The sequence below is a fragment of the Myxococcus sp. MISCRS1 genome, from assembly GCF_026626605.1.
Taxonomy (GTDB): domain Bacteria; phylum Myxococcota; class Myxococcia; order Myxococcales; family Myxococcaceae; genus Myxococcus; species Myxococcus fulvus.
In genome coordinates this window covers 2,272,100-2,292,124 of the sequence record NZ_JAPNKB010000001.1, presented here as the reverse complement: position 1 = coordinate 2,292,124, position 20,025 = coordinate 2,272,100, and the positions used below count along the sequence as shown (strand labels likewise).

The 20,025-nt window shown below is 70.2% G+C and carries 14 protein-coding genes; 11 read left to right on the top strand and 3 right to left on the bottom strand.

Annotated features, from left to right (window positions below; genetic code table 11):
* The first annotated feature begins 260 nt into the window (after positions 1 to 260).
* Complete coding sequence (gene treZ, locus OWM54_RS08615; RefSeq protein ID WP_267697173.1) at positions 261 to 2,165, top strand: malto-oligosyltrehalose trehalohydrolase; 1,905 nt, start codon at positions 261 to 263, stop codon at positions 2,163 to 2,165.
* Between the two features lie 5 nt (positions 2,166 to 2,170).
* A complete protein-coding gene (locus tag OWM54_RS08610; RefSeq protein WP_267697172.1) occupies positions 2,171 to 4,180 on the top strand; it encodes an amylo-alpha-1,6-glucosidase in 2,010 nt (669 codons plus the stop codon).
* 63 nt (positions 4,181 to 4,243) lie between these two features.
* On the opposite strand, the gene OWM54_RS08605 is transcribed toward OWM54_RS08610, so the two are convergent.
* Complete coding sequence (locus tag OWM54_RS08605) at positions 4,244 to 5,008, bottom strand: Stp1/IreP family PP2C-type Ser/Thr phosphatase (RefSeq protein WP_074957967.1); 765 nt, start codon at positions 5,006 to 5,008, stop codon at positions 4,244 to 4,246.
* A gap of 89 nt (positions 5,009 to 5,097) precedes the next feature.
* A complete protein-coding gene (locus OWM54_RS08600; RefSeq protein ID WP_141327563.1) occupies positions 5,098 to 5,475 on the bottom strand; it encodes a DUF192 domain-containing protein in 378 nt (125 codons plus the stop codon).
* Between the two features lie 17 nt (positions 5,476 to 5,492).
* Here OWM54_RS08600 and OWM54_RS08595 point away from each other — a divergent pair, with 17 nt between their 5' ends.
* The 5 genes from OWM54_RS08595 (at position 5,493) to rsmA (ending at position 16,369) form a co-directional block, all read left to right on the top strand.
* On the top strand, positions 5,493 to 5,996 hold the full coding sequence (locus OWM54_RS08595) for a tRNA (cytidine(34)-2'-O)-methyltransferase (protein WP_223750635.1): 504 nt from the start codon (positions 5,493 to 5,495) through the stop codon (positions 5,994 to 5,996).
* Between the two features lie 34 nt (positions 5,997 to 6,030).
* Positions 6,031 to 11,601 (top strand): DnaJ domain-containing protein, encoded by a 5,571-nt coding sequence (locus tag OWM54_RS08590; protein ID WP_267697171.1) that lies wholly within the window; start codon positions 6,031 to 6,033, stop codon positions 11,599 to 11,601.
* 156 nt (positions 11,602 to 11,757) lie between these two features.
* Entirely contained in the window at positions 11,758 to 14,424 is a 2,667-nt protein-coding gene (locus OWM54_RS08585; protein ID WP_267697170.1) for a response regulator, read from the top strand.
* Between the two features lie 55 nt (positions 14,425 to 14,479).
* The gene (gene tsaD / locus OWM54_RS08580) at positions 14,480 to 15,475 is read left to right on the top strand and encodes a tRNA (adenosine(37)-N6)-threonylcarbamoyltransferase complex transferase subunit TsaD (protein ID WP_141330397.1); all 996 of its coding nucleotides are present in this window, start codon (positions 14,480 to 14,482) and stop codon (positions 15,473 to 15,475) included.
* Positions 15,476 to 15,490: 15 nt separating this feature from the next.
* On the top strand, positions 15,491 to 16,369 hold the full coding sequence (gene rsmA, locus OWM54_RS08575) for a 16S rRNA (adenine(1518)-N(6)/adenine(1519)-N(6))-dimethyltransferase RsmA (RefSeq protein WP_267697169.1): 879 nt from the start codon (positions 15,491 to 15,493) through the stop codon (positions 16,367 to 16,369).
* Between the two features lie 22 nt (positions 16,370 to 16,391).
* On the opposite strand, the gene OWM54_RS08570 is transcribed toward rsmA, so the two are convergent.
* Positions 16,392 to 16,670, bottom strand: a complete 279-nt coding sequence (locus OWM54_RS08570; RefSeq protein ID WP_074957972.1) for a hypothetical protein — start codon at positions 16,668 to 16,670, stop codon at positions 16,392 to 16,394.
* A 239-nt stretch (positions 16,671 to 16,909) separates the two neighbouring features.
* Between OWM54_RS08570 and OWM54_RS08565 the strand changes: the two genes are divergently transcribed.
* The 4 genes from OWM54_RS08565 (at position 16,910) to smpB (ending at position 20,004) form a co-directional block, all read left to right on the top strand.
* Entirely contained in the window at positions 16,910 to 17,554 is a 645-nt protein-coding gene (locus tag OWM54_RS08565; protein WP_046712230.1) for a deoxynucleoside kinase, read from the top strand.
* A 166-nt stretch (positions 17,555 to 17,720) separates the two neighbouring features.
* Entirely contained in the window at positions 17,721 to 18,641 is a 921-nt protein-coding gene (panB, locus tag OWM54_RS08560; RefSeq protein WP_223784925.1) for a 3-methyl-2-oxobutanoate hydroxymethyltransferase, read from the top strand.
* A 3-nt stretch (positions 18,642 to 18,644) separates the two neighbouring features.
* Entirely contained in the window at positions 18,645 to 19,499 is an 855-nt protein-coding gene (gene panC / locus OWM54_RS08555; protein WP_267697168.1) for a pantoate--beta-alanine ligase, read from the top strand.
* A gap of 16 nt (positions 19,500 to 19,515) precedes the next feature.
* On the top strand, positions 19,516 to 20,004 hold the full coding sequence (gene smpB, locus OWM54_RS08550) for an SsrA-binding protein SmpB (protein ID WP_141330392.1): 489 nt from the start codon (positions 19,516 to 19,518) through the stop codon (positions 20,002 to 20,004).
* Positions 20,005 to 20,025 lie beyond the last annotated feature (21 nt).

Below are 20,025 nucleotides of genomic sequence, written 5' to 3'. Positions count from 1 at the left end.
TGTGCTGGCACGCGAGGGCTGCGTCCACCCGTTCGACCGCCCGGCCCCATGCGTCCTCGTGAGGGTATGGCCCGCGCGGGACGTCGTGAAGCGACGGCGAGGCACTCCCTGGCGTGGCGGGCACCTTCGTCCGGGTGGGGCCGGCGAGCAGGCGCAGCGCGTCCTCCGTCCGTCGCCGCTGCGGGTGCCACGTCTTACCGTCACTGCTGGCGGCGTGTTCGCGCGAGCGCGTGTTCGGGGCATGACGGGAGGTCGAGGGCATGACGTGGCGAGGGACGTTGGGGGCCAGGCCCGAGGGGAAGGACCGCACGCATTTTCGCGTCTGGGCGCCACGTCGCCGGATGGTCGAGGTCTCCGTCCAGGGCGCGTCGCGTCCGCTGCCCCTCGTCCGGGACGCACGAGGCTACTTCGAGGGCGTCCATCCCGCGCCGGTGGGCGCGCGGTACAAGTACCGGCTCGATGACCGCGAGGAGTTCCCCGACCCCGCCTCCCGCTTCCAGCCCGACGGGCCGCACGGACACAGCGAGGTGGTGGACCCATGGTCGCACGCGTGGCGCGACGGAGACTGGAAGGGGCTCGCCTCCATCCAAGGCCAGGTGCTGTACGAGCTGCACCTGGGCACCTTCACGCCCGAGGGCACATACGAGGCGGCCATCGAGAAGCTGCCCCTGCTCGCGGAGCTGGGCATCACCTGTCTGGAGTTGATGCCGCTGCACACCTGCCCCGGCCGCTTCAACTGGGGCTACGACGGCGCGCAGCTCTTCGCGCCCCATCCCGCCTACGGCCGCCCCGAGTCGTTGCGGGCCTTCGTGGAGGCCGCGCACGGGCTGGGCCTCGGCGTGGTGCTGGACGTCGTCTACAACCACCTTGGACCGGACGGGAACTACCTGGCCCAGTACGCCCCCGGCTACTTCACGAAGAAGTACGAGAACGAGTGGGGCGAGCCGACGAACTTCGATGACGGCGAGGACGCGGGCCCCAGCCGCGAGTTCTTCGTCGAGAACGCCTGCGCGTGGATGGCCGAGTACCACTTCGATGGCCTGCGCCTGGACGCGACGCAGAGCCTCTACGACGACGGGCCCCGGCACATCGTCCAGGTCATCACCCAGGCGGCGCGCGAGGCGGCGGGCGGACGCGGGGTGCTCATCATCGCGGAGAACGAGCCGCAGGACGAGCTGTGCGTCCGCGCGCCCGCGCGCGGCGGATGGGGCGCGGATGGGCTCTGGGTGGATGACTTCCACCACTCGGCGCGCGTCGCGGCCACCGGGCGCGCGGAGGCGTATCTGCAGGACTACCGCGGCAACGCGCAGGAGCTCCTGTCGTGCGTGCTGCGCAACTCGCTCTATCAGGGCCAGTACTACCGCTGGCAGAAGAAGGCCCGCGGCTGTCCCCTCTGGCGCGTGCCCGCGAGCGCGTGTGTCTTCTACCTCCAGAACCACGACCAGCTGGCCAACATGCTCGGAGGCCACCGGCTGCACCACGTCGGCGGCGAGCGCCGGGCGCGGGTGCTCACGATGCTGTGGCTCTTGTCGCCCCAGACGCCCATGTTCTTCATGGGCCAGGAGTGGTTCGCCAGCTCCCCGTTCCACTACTTCGTGGACCACGAGCCGGAGCTGCAGGCGGTGGTGCGCCAGGGCCGCGACGCGTTCATCGGCCAGTTCGAGAGCGCGCGCCACGCCCTCGAGCACGAGGGGTTCGAAGAGCACGTGGATGAGCGCGCCTTCCGCCGCTCCCAGCTCGACTGGACGGAGCGGGAGCGCCGCACGGGGCCGCTCACGCTGCACCGGGAGCTCCTGCGCCTGCGCCGCGAGGATTCGGTGCTCGCCCGACAGGATGGCGGCCAGCTGATGGGGGCCGTCCTCTCCGAGAGCGCCTTCCTGCTGCGCTACCTGGGAGGCGAGCAGGAGGGGGACCGGCTGTTGCTCGTCAACCTGGGGAGCGAGCTGGAGCTGTCTCCCTGCCCCGAGCCGTTGTTGGCCCCACCGCGGGATGAAGGGTGGCGCCTCGGACTGTCCAGTGAAGAGGTTCGATTCGGAGGGACAGGCTCTTGCTCACTGGATTCACTGAGGGTCGAGACGTCGTGGCGCGTGCCGGGGATGACCGCCCTGTGGATGACGAGTCCTCGGGAGAGCAGGACCGGCCCCGGGCCTCGGATGGCAGGATGAGCCGCATGCGCGGACTGCCAGAGGTGAAGTTCGGATGGCCCGGGGGCGCCCCGGCCACGGAGGTCCTCGGACGGGAGTGGCTGGTGACGAATGGCCTGGGGGGCTACGCGTCCAGCACCCTGGCCGGCGTCAACGCGCGCCGCTACCACGGCCTGTTCATCCCCAGCCTGCCGGAGAAGGGCCGCACCGTCATGCTGTCGCGGCTCATCGAGACGGCCCGGGTGGAGGGGCAGGTGTACCGGCTGGAGGGCGAGGTGCGCGCGGACGGGACGCTGGCGGGCGACACGTCGCTCTTGCGCGGCTTCCGGCTCGACGGCCTCATCCCCGAGTGGGACTACGTGCTGGGCCCCACGCGGCTTCGGCGCAGGCTGGTGATGGTGCATGGCGAGAACACGCTCTTCATCGAGTGGGTGCACCTGTCCGGGCCCGCCGTGAAGCTGCGCCTGAGGCCCTTCCCCACGTTCCGCGTCCACGAGCACGACTTCCCCCACGGCTACTGTCAGCCCAAGGTGGTGCTCCAGGGGGAGCGCATCGAGATGTGCGCGGGCAAGGAGGCCGAGCCCCTGCGCCTGCGGCTGTACTCGGATGCCTCGGTGCCCTTCGTGGCGCTGCCGGAGATCTCCCCGCCCATCCTGTACCGCACCGAGCGCGCGCGCGGGATGCCGCACGTGGAGACGCAGGCGAGCCCCGGCTACTTCGAGTGCACGGTGAAGCCCGGAGGCCGGCTGGCGCTGGGTGCCACGGTGCAGGACTGGGCGGTGTTGGACCGCGACCCGGCCATCAGCTTCGACATGGAGCGCGAGCGCGAGTGGCGCCTGTTGGAGCGGGCGCCGGCGCAGGCCCGCAAGGACACGGCGGCGAGGCTGGTGCTCGCGGCGGACCAGTTCATCGTGGACCCCATGCGTCCGCGCGACGACGCGTGGGCGCGGGCCATCGGCGAGGATGCGCGCAGCGTCATCGCCGGCTACCCGTGGTTCACGGACTGGGGCCGCGACACGATGATTTCGCTCGAGGGACTGACGGTGTCCACGGGCCGCCTGCGCGAGGCGGCGGCGATTTTGCGCACGTTCCGCCACCACGTCCGCGACGGCCTGCTGCCCAACCTCTTCCCGGAGGGCGAGGCCGAGGGCCTCTACCACACGGCCGACGCGACGCTCTGGTTCTTCCACGCGGTGGACCGCTACGTCACGGCGTCCAAGGACGAGGAGCTGTTGCGCGAGTTCTTCCCCACGCTGGAGGACATCGTCCAGAAGCACCTGAAGGGCACCCGCCACAACATCCGCATCGACCCGGACGACGGGCTCTTGACGCAGGGCGAGCAGGGCTACCAGCTCACGTGGATGGACGCGAAGGTGGACGGCTGGGTGGTGACGCCCCGGCGCGGCAAGGCGGTGGAGCTCAACGCGCTGTGGTTCAACGCCATGAAGCTGATGGCGGAGTGGGCCGTGCTGCTGGGCGTGGACCCCGCGCCCTACAACCAGGCCGCCGAGCGCGCGCAGGCGTCCTTCAACCAGCGCTTCTGGAACCCTCGCACCCAGTGCCTGTTCGACGTGGTGGACGCGGAGGGCGGCGGCAACGACGCGGCGGTGCGGCCGAATCAAATCTTCGCCCTCTCGCTCAAGTACCCGGTGCTCGCGCGCGACAAGTGGCCCCAGGTGCTGCGCAAGGTGGAGGTGGAGCTGCTCACCCCCGTGGGGCTGCGCTCATTGGCGTCGGACCACTCCGACTACAAGGCCACCTATGACGGCGACTTGCGCGCGCGCGACGCGGCGTACCACCAGGGCACGGTGTGGAGCTGGCTCATCGGCCACTACGTGGACGCGGCGCTGAGGGCGCAGCCGGACCGCGCCCACCTGCGCGACGTCATGGACGGCCTGGAGGCCCACCTGCGACAGGCGGGCGTGGGGCAGGTGAGCGAGATCTTCGACGCCACGCCCCCCTTCCGTCCCAGGGGCTGCATCGCCCAGGCGTGGGGCGTGGCGGAGGCGCTGCGCGTCTTCCTGCGCACCGCCTGAGCAGGCTCAGGCGGGGGCCGCGGATCGCCCGAGCCAGGGACTCAGGCGGGGCCGCGCGGGGACTCAGGCCGGGTGGTAGCGGGCGAGCACGCAGGTGACGTTGTCGTTGCCGCCCGCGGCGTTGGCCATGTCGATGAGCTGGGAGCACGCCTTGTCCAGCTCCGGCGTGCGCCCGAGGATCTCCTGCATCTGCGCGTCGGTGACCATGCCGCTCAGGCCGTCCGAGCACAGCAGGAAGACATCGCCCGGCTGGGGCTCCACGCGGGAGACATCCACCTGGACGTTCTCCTTCATGCCCAGCGCACGCACGATGACGTTCTTGTGCGGGAAGTTCTCGACCTCCTCGGGCGAGAGCTTCTTCGCCTTGAGGTAGTCGTTGAGCAGCGAGTGGTCCTCGGTGATCTGCTTGAGGGCGCCGGAGCGGAAGAAGTACACGCGGCTGTCGCCCACGTGCCCGACGTAGGCCACGTCGCTGGCGAAGTGCACGCTGACGATGGTCGTCCCCATGCCCTTGTACTTCGACTCGCTGCTGGCCTTCTCGTAGATGCGCGCGTTGGCGAGCTTGATGCCGGTGGCCAGCCGGTTCTCGTCATAGTTGCGCTGCTTGTCCATCTTGAAGGGCCAGGTGCTGTCCTGGTCCTTGGACGTCATCTTGTAGAACTCACCCAACTCGTCCACGGCGATGCGGCTGGCAATCTCTCCAGAGGAGTGGCCACCCATCCCATCCGCGACGATGAAGAGGTGCTCCTCGGGCAGCATGAGGAAGTTGTCCTCGTTGTGATTCCGCTTCATCCCGACGTGGGTGCTGCCGGCTACCTCGATGCGCATGCGCGGGAACTCTTCTAAGGGGACGAGAAACTGGCGGGGCACGTTAACAAAGCGCTCGGAAATCGGTCAAAACTCGTGCGCATCGTGGGTCAGCCAGGGGACATCGGAGCAGAGGAGGCAGGCTCGAAGCTCAAGCGGTCCCCTTCCTGGGTGCCGCTGGCGGCGAGCACGCCCGCGGGCAGCTCCAGGACGGAGCGTGCCTGCAGGTACACGGAGGTGGCCCGCCAGGGGGGCAGGGCCATCATCTGCTTGACGATGCGCCCCTGGGCGTCCAGGAAGGCCACGTCGATGGGAATGCGCATGAAGAACGTGTGGATGGAGTTACAGGGCTGGATGTGGAGGCCCTCGCCCACGGCGAGCTCGGTGCGGCCCATCAACCCCTTGAAGCGGTGGGCGAAGGACGTGGCCTTCTCCGCCCGGTCCGCCAGCGGCCTCTGCCGCGTCTCGTTGGTCACCTTCCAGCGCATGTAGCGCGTTCTACCCCATGCTCGAGCCCCTGGCGCGTCCTCTGCATCTGGTCCTGGTCTCTCCCCAGATTCCCCCCAACACGGGCAACGTGGCCCGCCTCTGCGCGGTGACGGGCTGCCGGCTCATCCTCGTGGAGCCCCTGGGGTTCTCCATCGATGACCGCCAGCTCAAGCGGGCGGGGCTGGACTACTGGGACAAGGTATTTCTCCGCCTGTACCCGACGTATTCGGCCTACGTGGAGGCGTATCCGGAGGCGCGGCGGTGGTTGTTCTCGGCGCGGGCCCAGACGTCGTTGTTCGAGGCGGGGTTCGAGGCGGGGGACCACCTGGTGTTCGGTTCGGAGGTGACGGGGTTGTTGCCGGAGGTGATGGAGGGGGGGACGGGGACGGCGGTGACGATTCCGATGTTGGAGGGGGTTCGGAGCATGAACCTGTCCACGGCGGTGGGGGTGGGGACGTACGAGGCCCTGCGACAGGTCTGTTTCAGCGGGGTGGGCAGGCGGGCACCCTCGGCAAGTTGAGGGGCGGTGTGGAGGGACTACACTGGGGCGCAGGATGACCCCGTCGCAGGCCGCCGAAGCGCTGTATTCCGCCCACAAGTCCCGAGCCACGGGCTGGTTGACGCTGTCCGCTGGAGGGCGTGAGTCGCGGCTGAGCTTGCGCGAGGGAGACCTCGTGGGGGCGCGGCTGGGGTTTGGCTATCAGAGTCCGGCGCAGGCGTTGTTGCAGGGTGGCCTGTTGGACGCGGAGGCGTTGGACGGGTTGTGGGCGCGGGGTGGGGCGGGGGCGCCGGACGAGGATCTGCTGGAGGCGCGGGGGCTGGCCGCGGAGGTGGTGGCGGAGCAGCAGGTGCTCGCGCAGGTGCGCCGGCTGAGTGAGCTGGCGGAGCGGGCGGCCTTCGAGGCGGGGAGTGTGGAGGCGGAGTTCGAGCCCATCTCCGGTGTGAGGGTGGTGCGGGCGGCGCTGGAGCGGGGTGGGGCGGAGGTGGCGGGGCAGCGGGTGTATCGGTGCGCGGAGGTGTCCGCGTGCGCACCGTGGGTGACGGATGCGGCGGAGCGGGAGCTGCTGGCGACGCTCGGGGAGTTCCGGCGGCCGGAGGGGTTGACGCCCGCGCACGAGGCGTTGCTGCTCGTGCTGGAGCGGGAGGGGGCGGTCGAGGCGCTGTCGGTGGAGGAGTGGGAGGCGCGGGAGGAGGCGAGGCGACGGGCGGAGGAGGAGGCGCGGCTCGCGGAAGAGGCGCGGCGGGCCGAAGAGGCGCGGCTCCGTGCGGAGGAAGAGCGTCGGGTTGAAGAGGCTCGGCTCGCTGAGGCCCGTCGAGTGGAAGAGGCTCGACTGGCGGAGGAGGCCCGACTTCGTGCGGAGGAGGAGCGTCGGGCTGAAGAGGCCCGTCTCGCTGAAGAGGCGCGTCTTGCTGAAGAGGCTCGTCTCGCTGAAGAGGCTCGTCTTCGTGCGGAGGAGGAGCGTCGGGCTGAAGAGGCCCGTCTCGCTGAAGAGGCTCGTCTTCGTGCGGAGGAGGAGCGTCGGGCTGAAGAGGCCCGTCTCGCTGAAGAGGCGCGACTGGCGGAAGAGGCTCGTCTCGCTGAAGAGGCTCGTCTCGCTGAAGAGGCCCGGCTTCGTGCGGAGGAGGAGCGTCGGGCCGAAGAGGCGCGACTGGCTGAAGAGGCTCGTCTCGCAGAGGAGGCCCGCCTCGCTGAAGAGGCTCGTCTCGCTGAGGAGGCCCGCCTCGCTGAAGAGGCGCGGCTGGCCGAAGAGGCCCGCCTCGCTGAAGAGGCGCGGTTGGCCGAAGAGGCCCGCCTCGCTGAAGAGGCGCGGTTGGCTGAAGAGGCCCGCCTCGCTGAAGAGGCGCGGCTGGCTGAAGAGGCCCGCCTCGCTGAAGAGGCGCGGCTGGCTGAAGAGGCCCGCCTCGCTGAAGAGGCTCGTCTCGCCGAAGAGGCCCGGCTTCGTGCGGAGGAAGAGCGTCGGGCCGAAGAGGCGCGACTGGCTGAAGAGGCTCGTCTCGCTGAAGAGGCCCGCCTCGCTGAAGAGGCCCGGCTCCGTGCTGAGGAAGCGCGTCGGGCTGAAGAGGCCCGCCTTGCTGAAGAGGCGCGACTGGCTGAAGAGGCCCGCCTCGCTGAAGAGGCCCGCATCCGTGCGGAGGAGGAGCGTCGAGCCGAAGAGGCGCGACTGGCCGAAGAGGCCCGCCTCGCTGAAGAGGCGCGACTGGCTGAAGAGGCTCGTCTCGCAGAGGAGGCCCGCCTCGCAGAGGAGGCCCGCCTCGCTGAAGAGGCCCGGCTTCGTGCGGAGGAAGAGCGTCGGGCCGAAGAGGCGCGACTGGCTGAAGAGGCGCGACTGGCTGAAGAGGCTCGTCTTGCTGAAGAGGCTCGTCTCGCTGAAGAGGCCCGGCTTCGTGCGGAGGAGGAGCGTCGGGCCGAAGAGGCGCGACTGGCTGAAGAGGCTCGTCTCGCAGAGGAGGCCCGCCTCGCTGAAGAGGCGCGGCTGGCTGAAGAGGCCCGCCTCGCTGAAGAGGCGCGGCTGGCTGAAGAGGCCCGCCTCGCTGAAGAGGCTCGTCTCGCCGAAGAGGCCCGGCTTCGTGCGGAGGAAGAGCGTCGGGCCGAAGAGGCGCGACTGGCTGAAGAGGCTCGTCTCGCTGAAGAGGCGCGGTTGGCTGAAGAGGCCCGCCTCGCTGAAGAGGCCCGCCTCGCTGAAGAGGCCCGGCTCCGTGCTGAGGAAGCGCGTCGGGCTGAAGAGGCCCGCCTTGCTGAAGAGGCGCGACTGGCTGAAGAGGCCCGCCTCGCTGAAGAGGCCCGCATCCGTGCGGAGGAAGAGCGTCGAGCCGAAGAGGCGCGACTGGCCGAAGAGGCCCGCCTCGCTGAAGAGGCTCGTCTCGCTGAAGAGGCCCGCCTCGCTGAAGAGGCCCGGCTTCGTGCGGAGGAAGAGCGTCGAGCCGAAGAGGCGCGACTGGCCGAAGAGGCCCGCCTCGCTGAAGAGGCTCGTCTTGCTGAAGAGGCTCGTCTCGCTGAAGAGGCCCGCATCCGTGCGGAGGAAGAGCGTCGAGCCGAAGAGGCGCGACTGGCCGAAGAGGCCCGCCTCGCTGAAGAGGCTCGTCTTGCTGAAGAGGCTCGTCTCGCTGAAGAGGCCCGCCTCGCTGAAGAGGCCCGGCTCCGTGCTGAGGAAGCGCGTCGGGCTGAAGAGGCCCGCCTTGCTGAAGAGGCGCGACTGGCTGAAGAGGCTCGTCTCGCTGAAGAGGCCCGCATCCGTGCGGAGGAAGAGCGTCGAGCCGAAGAGGCGCGACTGGCCGAAGAGGCCCGCCTCGCTGAAGAGGCTCGTCTTGCTGAAGAGGCTCGTCTCGCTGAAGAGGCCCGCATCCGTGCGGAGGAAGAGCGTCGAGCCGAAGAGGCGCGACTGGCCGAAGAGGCCCGCCTCGCTGAAGAGGCGCGGCTGGCTGAAGAGGCTCGTCTCGCTGAAGAGGCTCGTCTCGCTGAAGAGGCCCGCCTTGCTGAAGAGGCCCGCCTTGCTGAAGAGGCCCGGCTTCGTGCGGAGGAGGAGCGCCGGGCTGAAGAGGCCCGTCTCGCTGAAGAAGCTCGGCTTGCTGAAGAGGCCCGTCTCGCTGAAGAGGCGCGGCTTCGTGCGGAGGAGGAGCGTCGGGCCGAAGAGGCCCGCCTTGTCGAAGAGGCCCGCCTCGCGGAAGAAACGCGACTGGCTGAAGAGGCTCGCCTGGCCGAAGAGGCCCGGTTGGCTGAAGAGGCCCGTCTCGCTGAAGAGGCGCGGCTTCGTGCGGAGGAAGAGCGTCGGGCCGAAGAGTCTCGCCTTCGTGAAGAGGAAGGACGTCGGGCTGAAGAGGCTCGTCTCGTTGAGGAAGCGCGAGTGGCAGAAGAGGCTCGCGCTGCGGAAGCGGCCCGGCAGGCAGAGGAAGCCCGCGTGGCCGAAGAGGAGCGTCTCACAGAGGAGGCCCGCGTAGCCGAAGAGGCTCGCCTTGCTGAAGAAGCTCGGCTTCGTGAAGAGGACGAGCGCCTCGCGGAGGAAGCCCGCCTCGCCGAAGAAGCCCGTCGCGCCGAAGAGCTCCGACTCGAGGTCGAGCGTCGCAGGGCCGACGCGGTCCGCCGCGCGAAAGAGGCACGTCAGGCCGAACAGGCCCGCCTCGCGGAAGAACAGCACCAGGCCGAACAGGCCCGCCTCGCGGAAGATCAGCACCAGGCCGAGCAGGCCCGTCTCGCGGAGACCCAGGCCCTCCAACTCCCTGCCCCCACGGCCTCCACCCAGGAGGACATCGGCGAACTGATGCTCGACGTCGGCGACATCATCCCTGCCGACGACGTCGAGGAAGTCCCACCTCCCTCCTCATCCCGCGCCTCCAACGTCCCGCCGCTCGCGGCCTCCTCTCAATCCGGCCTCCCCCTCCATGGCGAGAGCCGCGAGGCCCTCCGCTCCGCCAGGGACCGCGCCCAGGCCGAGCTCCTCCACGACATGGAGGAGGCCCTTCGCCGCTCGAAGTCCCAGCCCCTCGAGCCCTGGCTCGCGGAGGAGCCGGCGCGCTCCGTCGTCCCGCCCACCCGCACCAAGGACCAGGTCCCCGTCCAGGACGAGTCCTGGCGCGCGACGCAGACCTCCCTCACCCCAGAGCCGGAGCCCGAGGACCTCCCCCTGCTCGAGGCCGAACCCGAGCCCGAGCTCTGGGCGGAGGCCGTCCCCGCCGCCGAGCCGCTCCCCACCCCGCCACCCCGCGCCGCCTCAGGCCCCCCCGTCCTCACGCCGGTCGACCCCCCCGTTCTCACGGCGGACATGGACACCCTCATCGAGGGCTCCCCCGAGGACGCCGCCGACGACAGCCTGTGGGCCTCCCGCCCGGCCCCAGTCGCCGCGCCGCCCCCTCTGCGCCTGGGGCCCACGCCCGCCAAGAACAAGCGAGCCAGCGAGGACGACCTGTGGCGCATCGTCTCCTTCGACAAGGACGAAGCTGCCGAAACCCTCACGGCCTCCTTCGAAGCCGCCCTCCAGCAGGTGGATGCCCACCTGGAGACGCTCGTCCGCTCGGATGTCAATCAGGCGAACGTCGGCGCGGAGGAGCCCCCGGTCGAAGCCATCGTCGAAGCAACCATTGAAGCGGACTTCGAGACCTTCCCCGGTGACAACACCGGCCCAACTGGCGAGACTGCGTGGTCCGAGCCGTCTGGAGACTTGGACGACTGGGACTTCGACGAGGACGACGTGGCGGCAGACCCCTCCAATCCCGACGAGGCCGCGAAGCTCCGGCGCCAGCGCTTGCTGCGCCGTGCGATGGAGAACATGGGCGTGCTCGGAGGACGCGGGACCCCCGCCGCCCCCGTGGGCGCCGCCCCTGTCACCGAGTCCGGCCCCGCCGTGCCCGCCGCCCCCACCGAGCCCCCCAAGCCGGACGAGGCCCGTCAGGCCCAGCTCATCGAGCAGCGCTACGCCGACGTGCAGGCCCGCAAGGATCACTTCTACGTCCTCGGCGTCCCCCAGGATGCCCCCAGGGATCAGGTGAAGGCCGCCTTCCTGAGCCTGGCCAAGGTCTTCCACCCCGACAGGCTGCCGCCGACGCTGCCGCACCTGGCGCAGAAGATAACGTCCGTCTTCGAGGCCATCCGCGAGGCCTACGAGGTCCTCTACGACGACGCCCGCCGCAAGGCCTACATCCAGACGCTCCAGGCCCAGCAGTCGCTGCCCAAGGCGCCGCCAGCGCCGGGCGGGTCCACCGGGTCCGCGCGCCCCGCACCGGGACGTCCGGAGAGCAGCCCCGATGACCTCTACAAGATGGGCGAGGTCTACTTCCGCAAGCGCGACTTCACCACCGCGTCGGAGCACTACGAGCGCGCCCACGCCCTGGACCCCAAGGCCACCTACCTGGCCGCGCGCGCCTGGGCCATCTACATGGACCCCGCCCGGAAGGCGGACATGCCCAAGGCCAAGCAGATGATGCTGGACGCGGTCAAGGCCGACCCGAACTGCGACCGCGCGCACTACCAGCTGGGCGTCATCGCCCGGGTCGAGGGCGACATGGACCGGGCCGAGCGCCACTTCCGCGAGGCGGTGCGCGCCAACTCCAAGCACCTGGAGGCCAACCAGGAGCTGCGGCTGATCGACATGCGCAAGAAGAACCCACCCAAGAAGGGCGGGTTCTTCCGCTGAGGCCGCGCTCGTAGCGCTTCACCCCGCGCCCGGGCGGCCGGGGGGCAGCCAGTCCCTCCGTCGTTCCAACCCATTGACATGCCTGGAAAGCGGGCAGGATGCTCCCCGCGCCGGGCTCTTCCGCGAATCGTCCTCCGTAGATGAAAGGCAAGTAACGTGGCCAAGCAGCACCTGCTCCTGGTGGATGGGGACGCGAAGAGTCTCCGCGTGATGGAGGTCAGCCTGAAGAAGGCGGGCTTCTCCGTGACGACGGCCATCCACGGCAAGGACGCCATCGAGAAGGTGCAGATCAGCCCACCGGACCTGGTGCTCGCGGACACCAAGATGCCGGAGATGGACGGCTTCGAGCTGTGCAAGGCGCTCAAGTCCGACGAGCGCTTCAAGTTCATCCCGTTCGTCTTCCTGACGAGTCAGAAGTCGGTCGAGTTCAAGGTGCGCGGCCTGGAGCTGGGCGGCGACGACTACCTGACCAAGCCGATCTACATCAAAGAGATCGTCACCCGCGTGAAGATGATCCTCCAGAAGGCGGAGAAGGAGAGGATCGAGAAGCGGGAGACGACGAAGGGTGGCTTCGGCGGCAGCCTCGCGGACATGGGCGTGGTGGACCTGGTCCAGACGTTCGAGATCGGCCGCAAGACGGGCGTCATCTCCATCCAGGGCGAGCGCACCGGCACCGTCTACTTCAAGGAAGGCCGCGTCATCGACGCGGAGCTGGGCCGGCTCAAGGGCGAGAACGCCTTCTACCGGCTGCTCAACACCTTCGAGGGACAGTTCGACGTCCAGTTCACCTCGCTGGACCGCCCCGAGCGCATCGAGATCTCCACGCAGGGCCTGCTGATGGAGGGCATGCGTCGCCTCGATGAGTGGGGCCGCATGCTCGAGCAGCTGCCTCCGTTGGAGACGGTGTTCGAGATCGACTACCACCAGCTCGCCGACCGGCTCTCGGAGATTCCCGACGAGGTGAACGGCCTGTTGCGCTTGTTCGACGGCAAGCGCGCGCTGAGCCGCGTGGTGGAGGACTCGGACTTCGAGGACCTGGCCGCGCTGGGCATCATCAGCAAGCTGTACTTCGAGGGCCTCATCCGGGAGCTGGGCAACGCGCCGCTGGAGCCGGTGCAGAGCAGCAAGCCCGGCATCGAGCAGTGGCTCAACGCGGCCCCGCCGCCCACGCCCATCGAGCCCGCGCCGCCGGAGCCCGTCGCCCCCGAGCCCGTCGCCCCTCCGCCGGAGCCGGCCGCGCGGGTGATGCCGCCCAGCGTGCTCGCGCCGCCCGCGGGCGTCGAGGAGGAGCCCGTCACGGCTCCGCCCGAGGAGCCCGAGCCCACGCCCGCCGCCCCCGCGCACGCGGTGCCCGCCAACGTCGTCGTGTTCCCCGCGCGCCCCAAGCGCCCCCTGGGCATGGTGGACGAGACGGCGGACGCGGATGGCGAAGCGCCCACGCTGCCTCCGGCCGTCGCGGAGGGGTCGTCCTTCCTCGTGGAGCCGCCGCCGGCGCATCGCGCGACGGAGCACGCGCGCCGCAGCCTGCTGCTCGACTGGAACCGCGTGGACACCGAGGGCATCAGCGCGCCCACCACGTGGGGCCCGTCCTCCGTGTGGGCCTCGGGCCCGCGAGGCTTCGGAGGGCAGGGGGGCTCCGCGCCGCAGCCCGCGCCCGTCTCCGAGCCGCCCGCGCCCGCGCGAGCGCCCATCTTCGGAGGCGCGGCGGTGGGGCCCAACCCGTTCCCGCCCGTGCCGCCGCCCGCGCCCGCGCCTCCGTCGTCCGAGGTGACGCTGGTGAGCGGCCGAGACGTCCCGGCCGTCGACGTCGACACCCTCCCCGAGGTGGAGGAGGTCCCCGCCGCGCCGCAGCAGCTCGCCCTGCCTCCCTATCCGGGACACGGCGCGCCCGAGCGCCCGGCGGCCCCCTCCATCCCGGAGGAGCCGCTGACGCCAGCCGCGCCGCCGCCCACGCTCATCACCCCCGCGACGCCGCAGCCCATCGTGGCCCCCACGCCCGTGGCGCCTCCGGTGCTCGCGCAGACGCCGAAGCCCGCGACGCCGACGCCGGCACCGCCCGTGTCCCATGCGGAGGACGTGGCGGCGGTGCGCCCGCGTCGCACGGGCCTCTATGTGGGCGGCGCGCTGCTGCTCATCGGCGCCGTGGTCGCGGTGGTGGCGTTGGGCGGCGGGGACAAGCCTCCCGCCGAGACGCCCCCGAAGGTGGAGACGGTCCAGACGCCCGAGCCCCAGAAGCCCGCCGCGGTCATCGCGCCGGTGGCCGAGCCCGACTCGGGCACCACCGCCGTGGTCCAGGCCCCGGTCGACGCGGGCGGGCAGGGAACGCCCGACGCGGGGAGCTCTGTCGTCCAGACGCCGCCCGCCGCCGTGGACGCCGGTACCGCCGTGGTGGAGGCGCCTGCCTCCGGCGCGGACTCGGGCACCCCCGTCGCCCCGGCGGTGGACCCGGAGGTCGAGTACGCGAGCCTCATCAAGCAGGCCAAGAGCGCCACGGTGGGCGGACGGCACAAGACGGCGGCCGCGAACTACCGCAAGGCGATGGGCCTCAAGCCGGACTCCACCGAGGCCAAGGCCGGGCTGGGCATCGCCCTGGTGAACGGCTTCGAGTCGGAGTCCGCCTTCCGCGAGGCCACCAAGCTGCTGGTGGACGTGGTCAAGGACGACGAGAGGAACGCCCGGGCCTGGCTGTCGCTCGGCATGGCGTACCAGTCCATCGGCAAGAATTCCGAGGCGGGACGGGCCTACAACCAGTATTTGAAGCTGGAACCGTCGGGGGCCTCCGCCAACGAGGTCCGCGCCATGCTCAAGTCGCTCGGCAACTGAGCGGGCGGCGGACGTCCTGGTCGCTCCCGCCCTGCTGGAAGTGAAGTGAGTCGCCTTGCTCGTCCTCGGCCTGGAAACCTCCTGTGATGAGACCGCCGCCGCCCTCGTGGAGGACGGCCGGCGCGTGCTGTCGGACGTCGTCTCCACCCAGGTGGACATCCACCGTCGCTGGGGCGGGGTGGTGCCGGAGCTCGCCTCGCGCAACCACATCGTCCAGGTGATGCCGGTGGTGCACGAGGCGCTCACGCGCGCCCAGAAGACGCTCGACGACGTGGACCTCATCGCCGTCACGTCCGGCCCGGGGCTCATCGGCGCGCTGCTGGTGGGGCTGCAGGTGGCCAAGGGGCTGAGCCTCGCCACCGGCAAGCCCTTCGTGGGCGCCAACCACCTCGAGGGCCACCTGCTCGCCATCCGGCTCCTGGAGGACGCGCCGGAGCCGCCGTTCCTGGGGCTCGTCGTCTCCGGTGGGCACACCAGCCTCTACGAGGTGAAGGAGTTCGGGCACTACCGGCTGGTGGGCAGCACGCGCGACGACGCCGCGGGCGAGGCCTACGACAAGACGGCTCGCATCCTCGGGTTGCCGTACCCGGGCGGGCTGCCCATCGACCAGCTCGCGCAGAAGGGGAACCCGGAGGCCATCCGCTTCCCGCGCGCGCTGCCCGGCGACAACTTCGATGTCTCCTTCTCCGGCCTGAAGACGGCGGTGCTGCAGCACACGAAGAAGCACGGCGTTCCGGAGGGACAGGCGCTCGCGGACCTGTGCGCGTCCTTCCAGGAGGCGGTGGCGGACGTGCTGTCCAAGAAGCTGGTGGCCGCCGCGCGCCGGCTGGGCCACAAGCAGCTGGTGCTGTGCGGGGGCGTGGCCGCCAACTCGCGCCTCAGGGCCCTGTGTCAGCAGCGCGCCGAGGAGCGGGGGCTGCGCATGTTCCTGCCGCCGGTGCGTTTGTGCACGGACAATGGCGCGATGATCGCCGTCGCGGGGTATGAGGCGTGGCGCCGCGGCTTGCGCGGTGATTTCCGCCTGGCGGCCGACCCCGCCTGGCGCATGTAGAAGAGGGACACCCGGGTGGAATCGCCGCGAGACATCCTCAAGCGCCACGGCCTGCGCGCCAAGTACAGCTGGGGCCAGAACTTCCTCGGAGACGAGGACGCGCTCAGCACCATCGCCGACGCGCTGCACCTGCGCGAGGGCGAGCCCGTCGTCGAGTTGGGCCCGGGCCTGGGCCACCTCACGCGCTTCCTCGCCGCCACGGGCGCGAAGGTGACGGCCGTGGAGCGCGACCGGGACATGGTGACGGTGCTGGAGAAGGAGGCGATTCCCGGCGTGCGCGTGGTGGCGGGCAACGCCGCCACCGTGAACTTCGCCGAGGTGGCCGGCGCGCCCGACGTGGCCGTCGCGGGCAATCTTCCGTACCACCTCACCAGCTCCATCCTCTTCCAGGTGCTGGAGCAGCGCGCCCATGTGTCGCGCGCCGTCTTCACGCTCCAGAAGGAGGTGGTGGAGCGCCTGGCCGCGGAGCCTGGCACTCGCGAATACGGCCTGCTCACGGTGCTGCTCGGCCTGCACTTCGACGCGGAGAACGTGCTCACGCTGGAGGCGTGGCGCTTCCATCCACCGCCGAAGGTGGACTCCGCGGTGCTGTCGCTCACGCGCCGCGCGTCACCGCGCGCGCCCATCATCGACGAGGCCCGCTTCACCCGCGTGGTGAAGGCCGCCTTCGCCCAGCGCCGCAAGACGCTGCTCAACTCGCTCAAGTCGGACAAGACGCTGGCCACTCCCGACGCGCTCCTCGCCGCGCTCCAGACGGCGGGAATCGACCCGCAGCGCCGCGCGGAGACGCTCTCGCCGGAGGAGTTCGCCGCCCTGGAGCGCGCGCTCGGGCCGGTGGCTCCCGGTCGCTCGCCGCCGCCGGTGGACCTCTCGGACGACGGCGCGGACGAGTAGGGCAGGGGGCCCGGCGCGGGCCCTACCGGCCCCGCAGCCCGAGGAGCTGACCCAGGCCGCCCTGCTGCTCCAGGAACGCCCGGAACTCGTCCTCGGGGATGCGCATGCGCGTCAGCACGTCGCGGAGGATGTCCTCCACGGAGCCATCCTTGCGGCGCTTGAGCTCCAGCGCCGTCTTCAGCAGCACGACGCCATAGAGCGGATCCGCCTCCATGGGAGGTGGAGTCTCGGCCTTGGGCGTGGCGCTCGGGCGAGCCTCCTCGAGCCGCACCACTGTCTTCGCCCGCTGCCTCCCACTCATGACCGAAGGGCACCCCGCGCACACGCCATGGAATCGCGCGGCAACCTAGGGGGAGCCCACCCACAGCGTCAAGCGAGCCCTGGGATTCCCGCCGCCACCCCGGGCATGGAAAAATCGCCGGACCCCGGTGCCCAGGTTGTGTTATCCGCGCCCCCACGCGTGGCCCCGCGACCTGTTTTCCCAGGTGGAGAATCACCGGGGCCTCATCGCGCGTTTTCCGGGTCGGGAGGCCTCGGCGGATGGACTACCGGTACATCGTGGTCGAGGGGCCCATTGGCGTCGGCAAGACGAGCCTCTCCAACATCCTCTCCGAGCGGCTGAGCGCGCGCCGCGTGCTCGAGGTCGTGGAGGAGAACCCCTTCCTGTCCAGCTTCTACACGGACCGGCAGAAGTTCGGCTTCCAGACGCAGATCTTCTTCCTCTTGTCGCGCTTCCGGCAGCAGCAGGAGCTCTTCCAGCAGGACCTGTTCCGCTCGGTCACGGTCAGCGACTACCTGTTCGCCAAGGACCGCATCTTCGCCCACCTCAACCTGGACGCCCACGAGCTCGCCCTCTACGAGCGCGTCTTCGAGGCGCTCGGGCCCCGCGTCACCAAGCCCGACGTCGTCGTCTACCTCCAGGCCCGCCTCGACGTGCTGCTGCAACGCATCAAGAAGCGCGGCCGCGAGTTCGAGCGCAAGTTCGACTCCGGCTACCTGGAGGGGCTGGTCCACGCGTACAACAACTTCTTCTTCCACTACACGGAGACGCCGCTCCTCGTGGTGGACACCTCGGACATTGATTTCGTGAATAACGAGGCGGACCGGGAAGACCTGTTGGCGGCCATCCGCAAGGCGAAGCCGGGGACGCAGCACTACCTGCCCAAGGCGTCGCGGCGTCCCTGAAATCGGCCTCCCGACGGGTCGCCCGCTTGTTGAGGCCCCACGGCCGGGGCGAGGGCGTTAGAGTGCGGGGGTCGGCTTCGAAGCTTCCGGCGATCCCTGACGGGACGGCGAGGGGCCCGGGGTCGGCACTTTGCCGTATCCACCCTCACCCAACAGGAGGTGAACCGTGAAGGACAAGGTCACCATCCATTCGCTGAAGCGCCTGAAGCAGATCGGCCAGAAGATCTGCATGGTCACCGCGTACGACGCCACGTTCGCCCACATCCTCGACCAGTCGGGCGCGGACGTGCTGCTCATCGGTGACTCGTTGGGCATGGTCATCCAGGGCCATGACTCCACGCTGCCCGTGACGATGGACCAGATGGTCTACCACTCGGCGGCGGTGGCTCGCGGAACGAAGCGCGCCCACGTCGTGGCCGACCTGCCCTTCATGAGCTACCAGGTGTCCGTCCAGGAGGCGGTCCGCAACGCGGGCAGGCTCATCTCCGAGGGCGGTGCGGGCAGCGTGAAGCTGGAGGGCGGCGCGGAGTTCGCGGACACTGTGCGCGCCATCGTCCGCGCGAGCATCCCCGTCATGGGGCACCTGGGCCTGACGCCCCAGTCGGTGCACAAGATGGGCGGCTATGTCGTCCAGGGGCGCGACGAGGACCAGGCCCGGCAGCTCGTGGAGGACGCGCTCGCGCTGGAGGCCGCGGGGGCCTACGCGCTGGTGCTGGAGGGCGTGCCGATGGAGCTGGCGCGCACGATTACCCAGAAGCTGAGCATCCCCGTCATCGGCATCGGCGCGGGTCGTCACTGCGACGGGCAGGTGCTGGTCTGCTACGACCTCTTGGGGATGAACCCGGACTTCAAGCCCAAGTTCGTCAAGCGCTACGCGGACCTGCACGGCTCCATCACCGGCGCCGCCCAGGTCTACTTCGACGAGGTCCGCCAGGGCGCGTTCCCGGACGACGACCACTCGTTCAAGGCGACCAAGACGCTGCGCGCCGTGGCGCCCGCAGTCCCCGTGCCCGGCCCGCGTGCCGAGGTGCCGGTGGCGGCCGAGGGTGAGGAGAAGATCGGCCCCGTCTACGGAATCCCGGTCTAGCGCATGGCGCCCGCCGTCCTGCGAACCGTGGAGGAAGTGAAGGCGTGGGCGGCGGGCCTTGCCCGTGAGGGGCGCCGGCTCGCGCTGGTGCCCACCATGGGCTACCTGCACGAAGGGCACCTCTCGCTCATCCGTGAGGGGCGCCGTCGTGCCGACGTGGTGGCCGTTTCCATCTTCGTCAACCCCGCCCAGTTCGGGCCCAAGGAGGACCTCTCGCGCTACCCGCGCGACTTCGAGGGAGACCTGAGGAAGTGTGGCGAGGCGGGAGCGGACGTCGTCTTCGCGCCCACGCCCGAGGTCATGTACCCCCCGGGCTATCAGACGTACGTCGAGGTGACGGAGGTGAGCCAGGGGCTGTGTGGCGAGCGGCGCCCGGGACACTTCCGGGGCGTGGCCACCATCGTCACGCAGCTGCTCGCGCTCTTCCGGCCGGCCGTCGCGCTCTTCGGGGAGAAGGACTACCAGCAGCTGCAGGTCATCAAGGCCTTCAACCGGGATTTGCACCTGGGCGTGGACATCGTCGGAATGCCGACGGTCCGCGAGCCCGACGGGCTGGCGATGAGCAGCCGCAATGCCTACTTGTCCACCGAGGAGCGGCAGCGGGCGCTGTCCCTGTCGCGAGGACTGCGGGCGGCGCTCACCCTTCTTCACGGAGGCACGCGGGATGCCGTGGCCCTGACAGGTGCTGTGCGGCACGAATTGGCCGCGGCGGGCCTGCGCGAGGATTACGTCGCGCTGGTGGATGCCGAGCGCCTGACGCCGCTGGACGTGGTAACGCCGGGGCGGGCTGCTCGCCTGCTCGTGGCGGCCTTCAGCGGCAACACACGCCTCATCGACAACATGGCATTGGGCGGTTAGGAGACCCACGACACGTATGGCATCGGGTGGAAAGTCGAAGGGGCCGGCGGGCGGCGAACAGGTCAGGCTCATCGCCGAGAATCGGCGTGCGCGCTTCGACTACACCGTGGACGAGAAGGTGGAAGCCGGCCTGGAGCTGACGGGAAGCGAGGTGAAGTCGCTGCGTGACGGGGTGGCCAATCTCTCGGACGCGTATGCCCTGCCCAAGGGGAGCGAGCTGTTCCTGCTCAATGCCCACATCGGTTCCTACAAGTCCGCCAGCGTGTTCGACCATCTGCCCACACGCGGCCGGAAGCTGCTGATGCACCGGGCGGAAATCGACCGGTGGACCACGAAGGTGCGGGAGCGTGGGTATTCCATCATCCCGCTGATGCTGTATTTCAAGAAGGGGCGCGCGAAGGTGGAGCTCGGGTTGTGTCGGGGCAAGACACACGAGGACCGGCGCCAGGACATCAAGGAGCGGGAGACGAAGCGGGAGATGGACCGGGCCGTGCGCCGACGCTGACGTGGCGCGCCCGAATTTCTC

Bases quoted from the DNA above. Each gene is read 5' to 3' on its own strand.
- treZ (WP_267697173.1), top strand. From the start codon at position 261: ATGACGTGGCGAGGGACGTTGGGGGCCAGGCCCGAGGGGAAGGACCGC.
- OWM54_RS08610 (WP_267697172.1), top strand. From the start codon at position 2,171: ATGCGCGGACTGCCAGAGGTGAAGTTCGGATGGCCCGGGGGCGCCCCG.
- OWM54_RS08605 (WP_074957967.1), bottom strand. From the start codon at position 5,008: ATGCGCATCGAGGTAGCCGGCAGCACCCACGTCGGGATGAAGCGGAAT.
- OWM54_RS08600 (WP_141327563.1), bottom strand. From the start codon at position 5,475: ATGCGCTGGAAGGTGACCAACGAGACGCGGCAGAGGCCGCTGGCGGAC.
- OWM54_RS08595 (WP_223750635.1), top strand. From the start codon at position 5,493: ATGCTCGAGCCCCTGGCGCGTCCTCTGCATCTGGTCCTGGTCTCTCCC.
- OWM54_RS08590 (WP_267697171.1), top strand. From the start codon at position 6,031: ATGACCCCGTCGCAGGCCGCCGAAGCGCTGTATTCCGCCCACAAGTCC.
- OWM54_RS08570 (WP_074957972.1), bottom strand. From the start codon at position 16,670: ATGAGTGGGAGGCAGCGGGCGAAGACAGTGGTGCGGCTCGAGGAGGCT.
- OWM54_RS08565 (WP_046712230.1), top strand. From the start codon at position 16,910: ATGGACTACCGGTACATCGTGGTCGAGGGGCCCATTGGCGTCGGCAAG.
- panC (WP_267697168.1), top strand. From the start codon at position 18,645: ATGGCGCCCGCCGTCCTGCGAACCGTGGAGGAAGTGAAGGCGTGGGCG.
- smpB (WP_141330392.1), top strand. From the start codon at position 19,516: ATGGCATCGGGTGGAAAGTCGAAGGGGCCGGCGGGCGGCGAACAGGTC.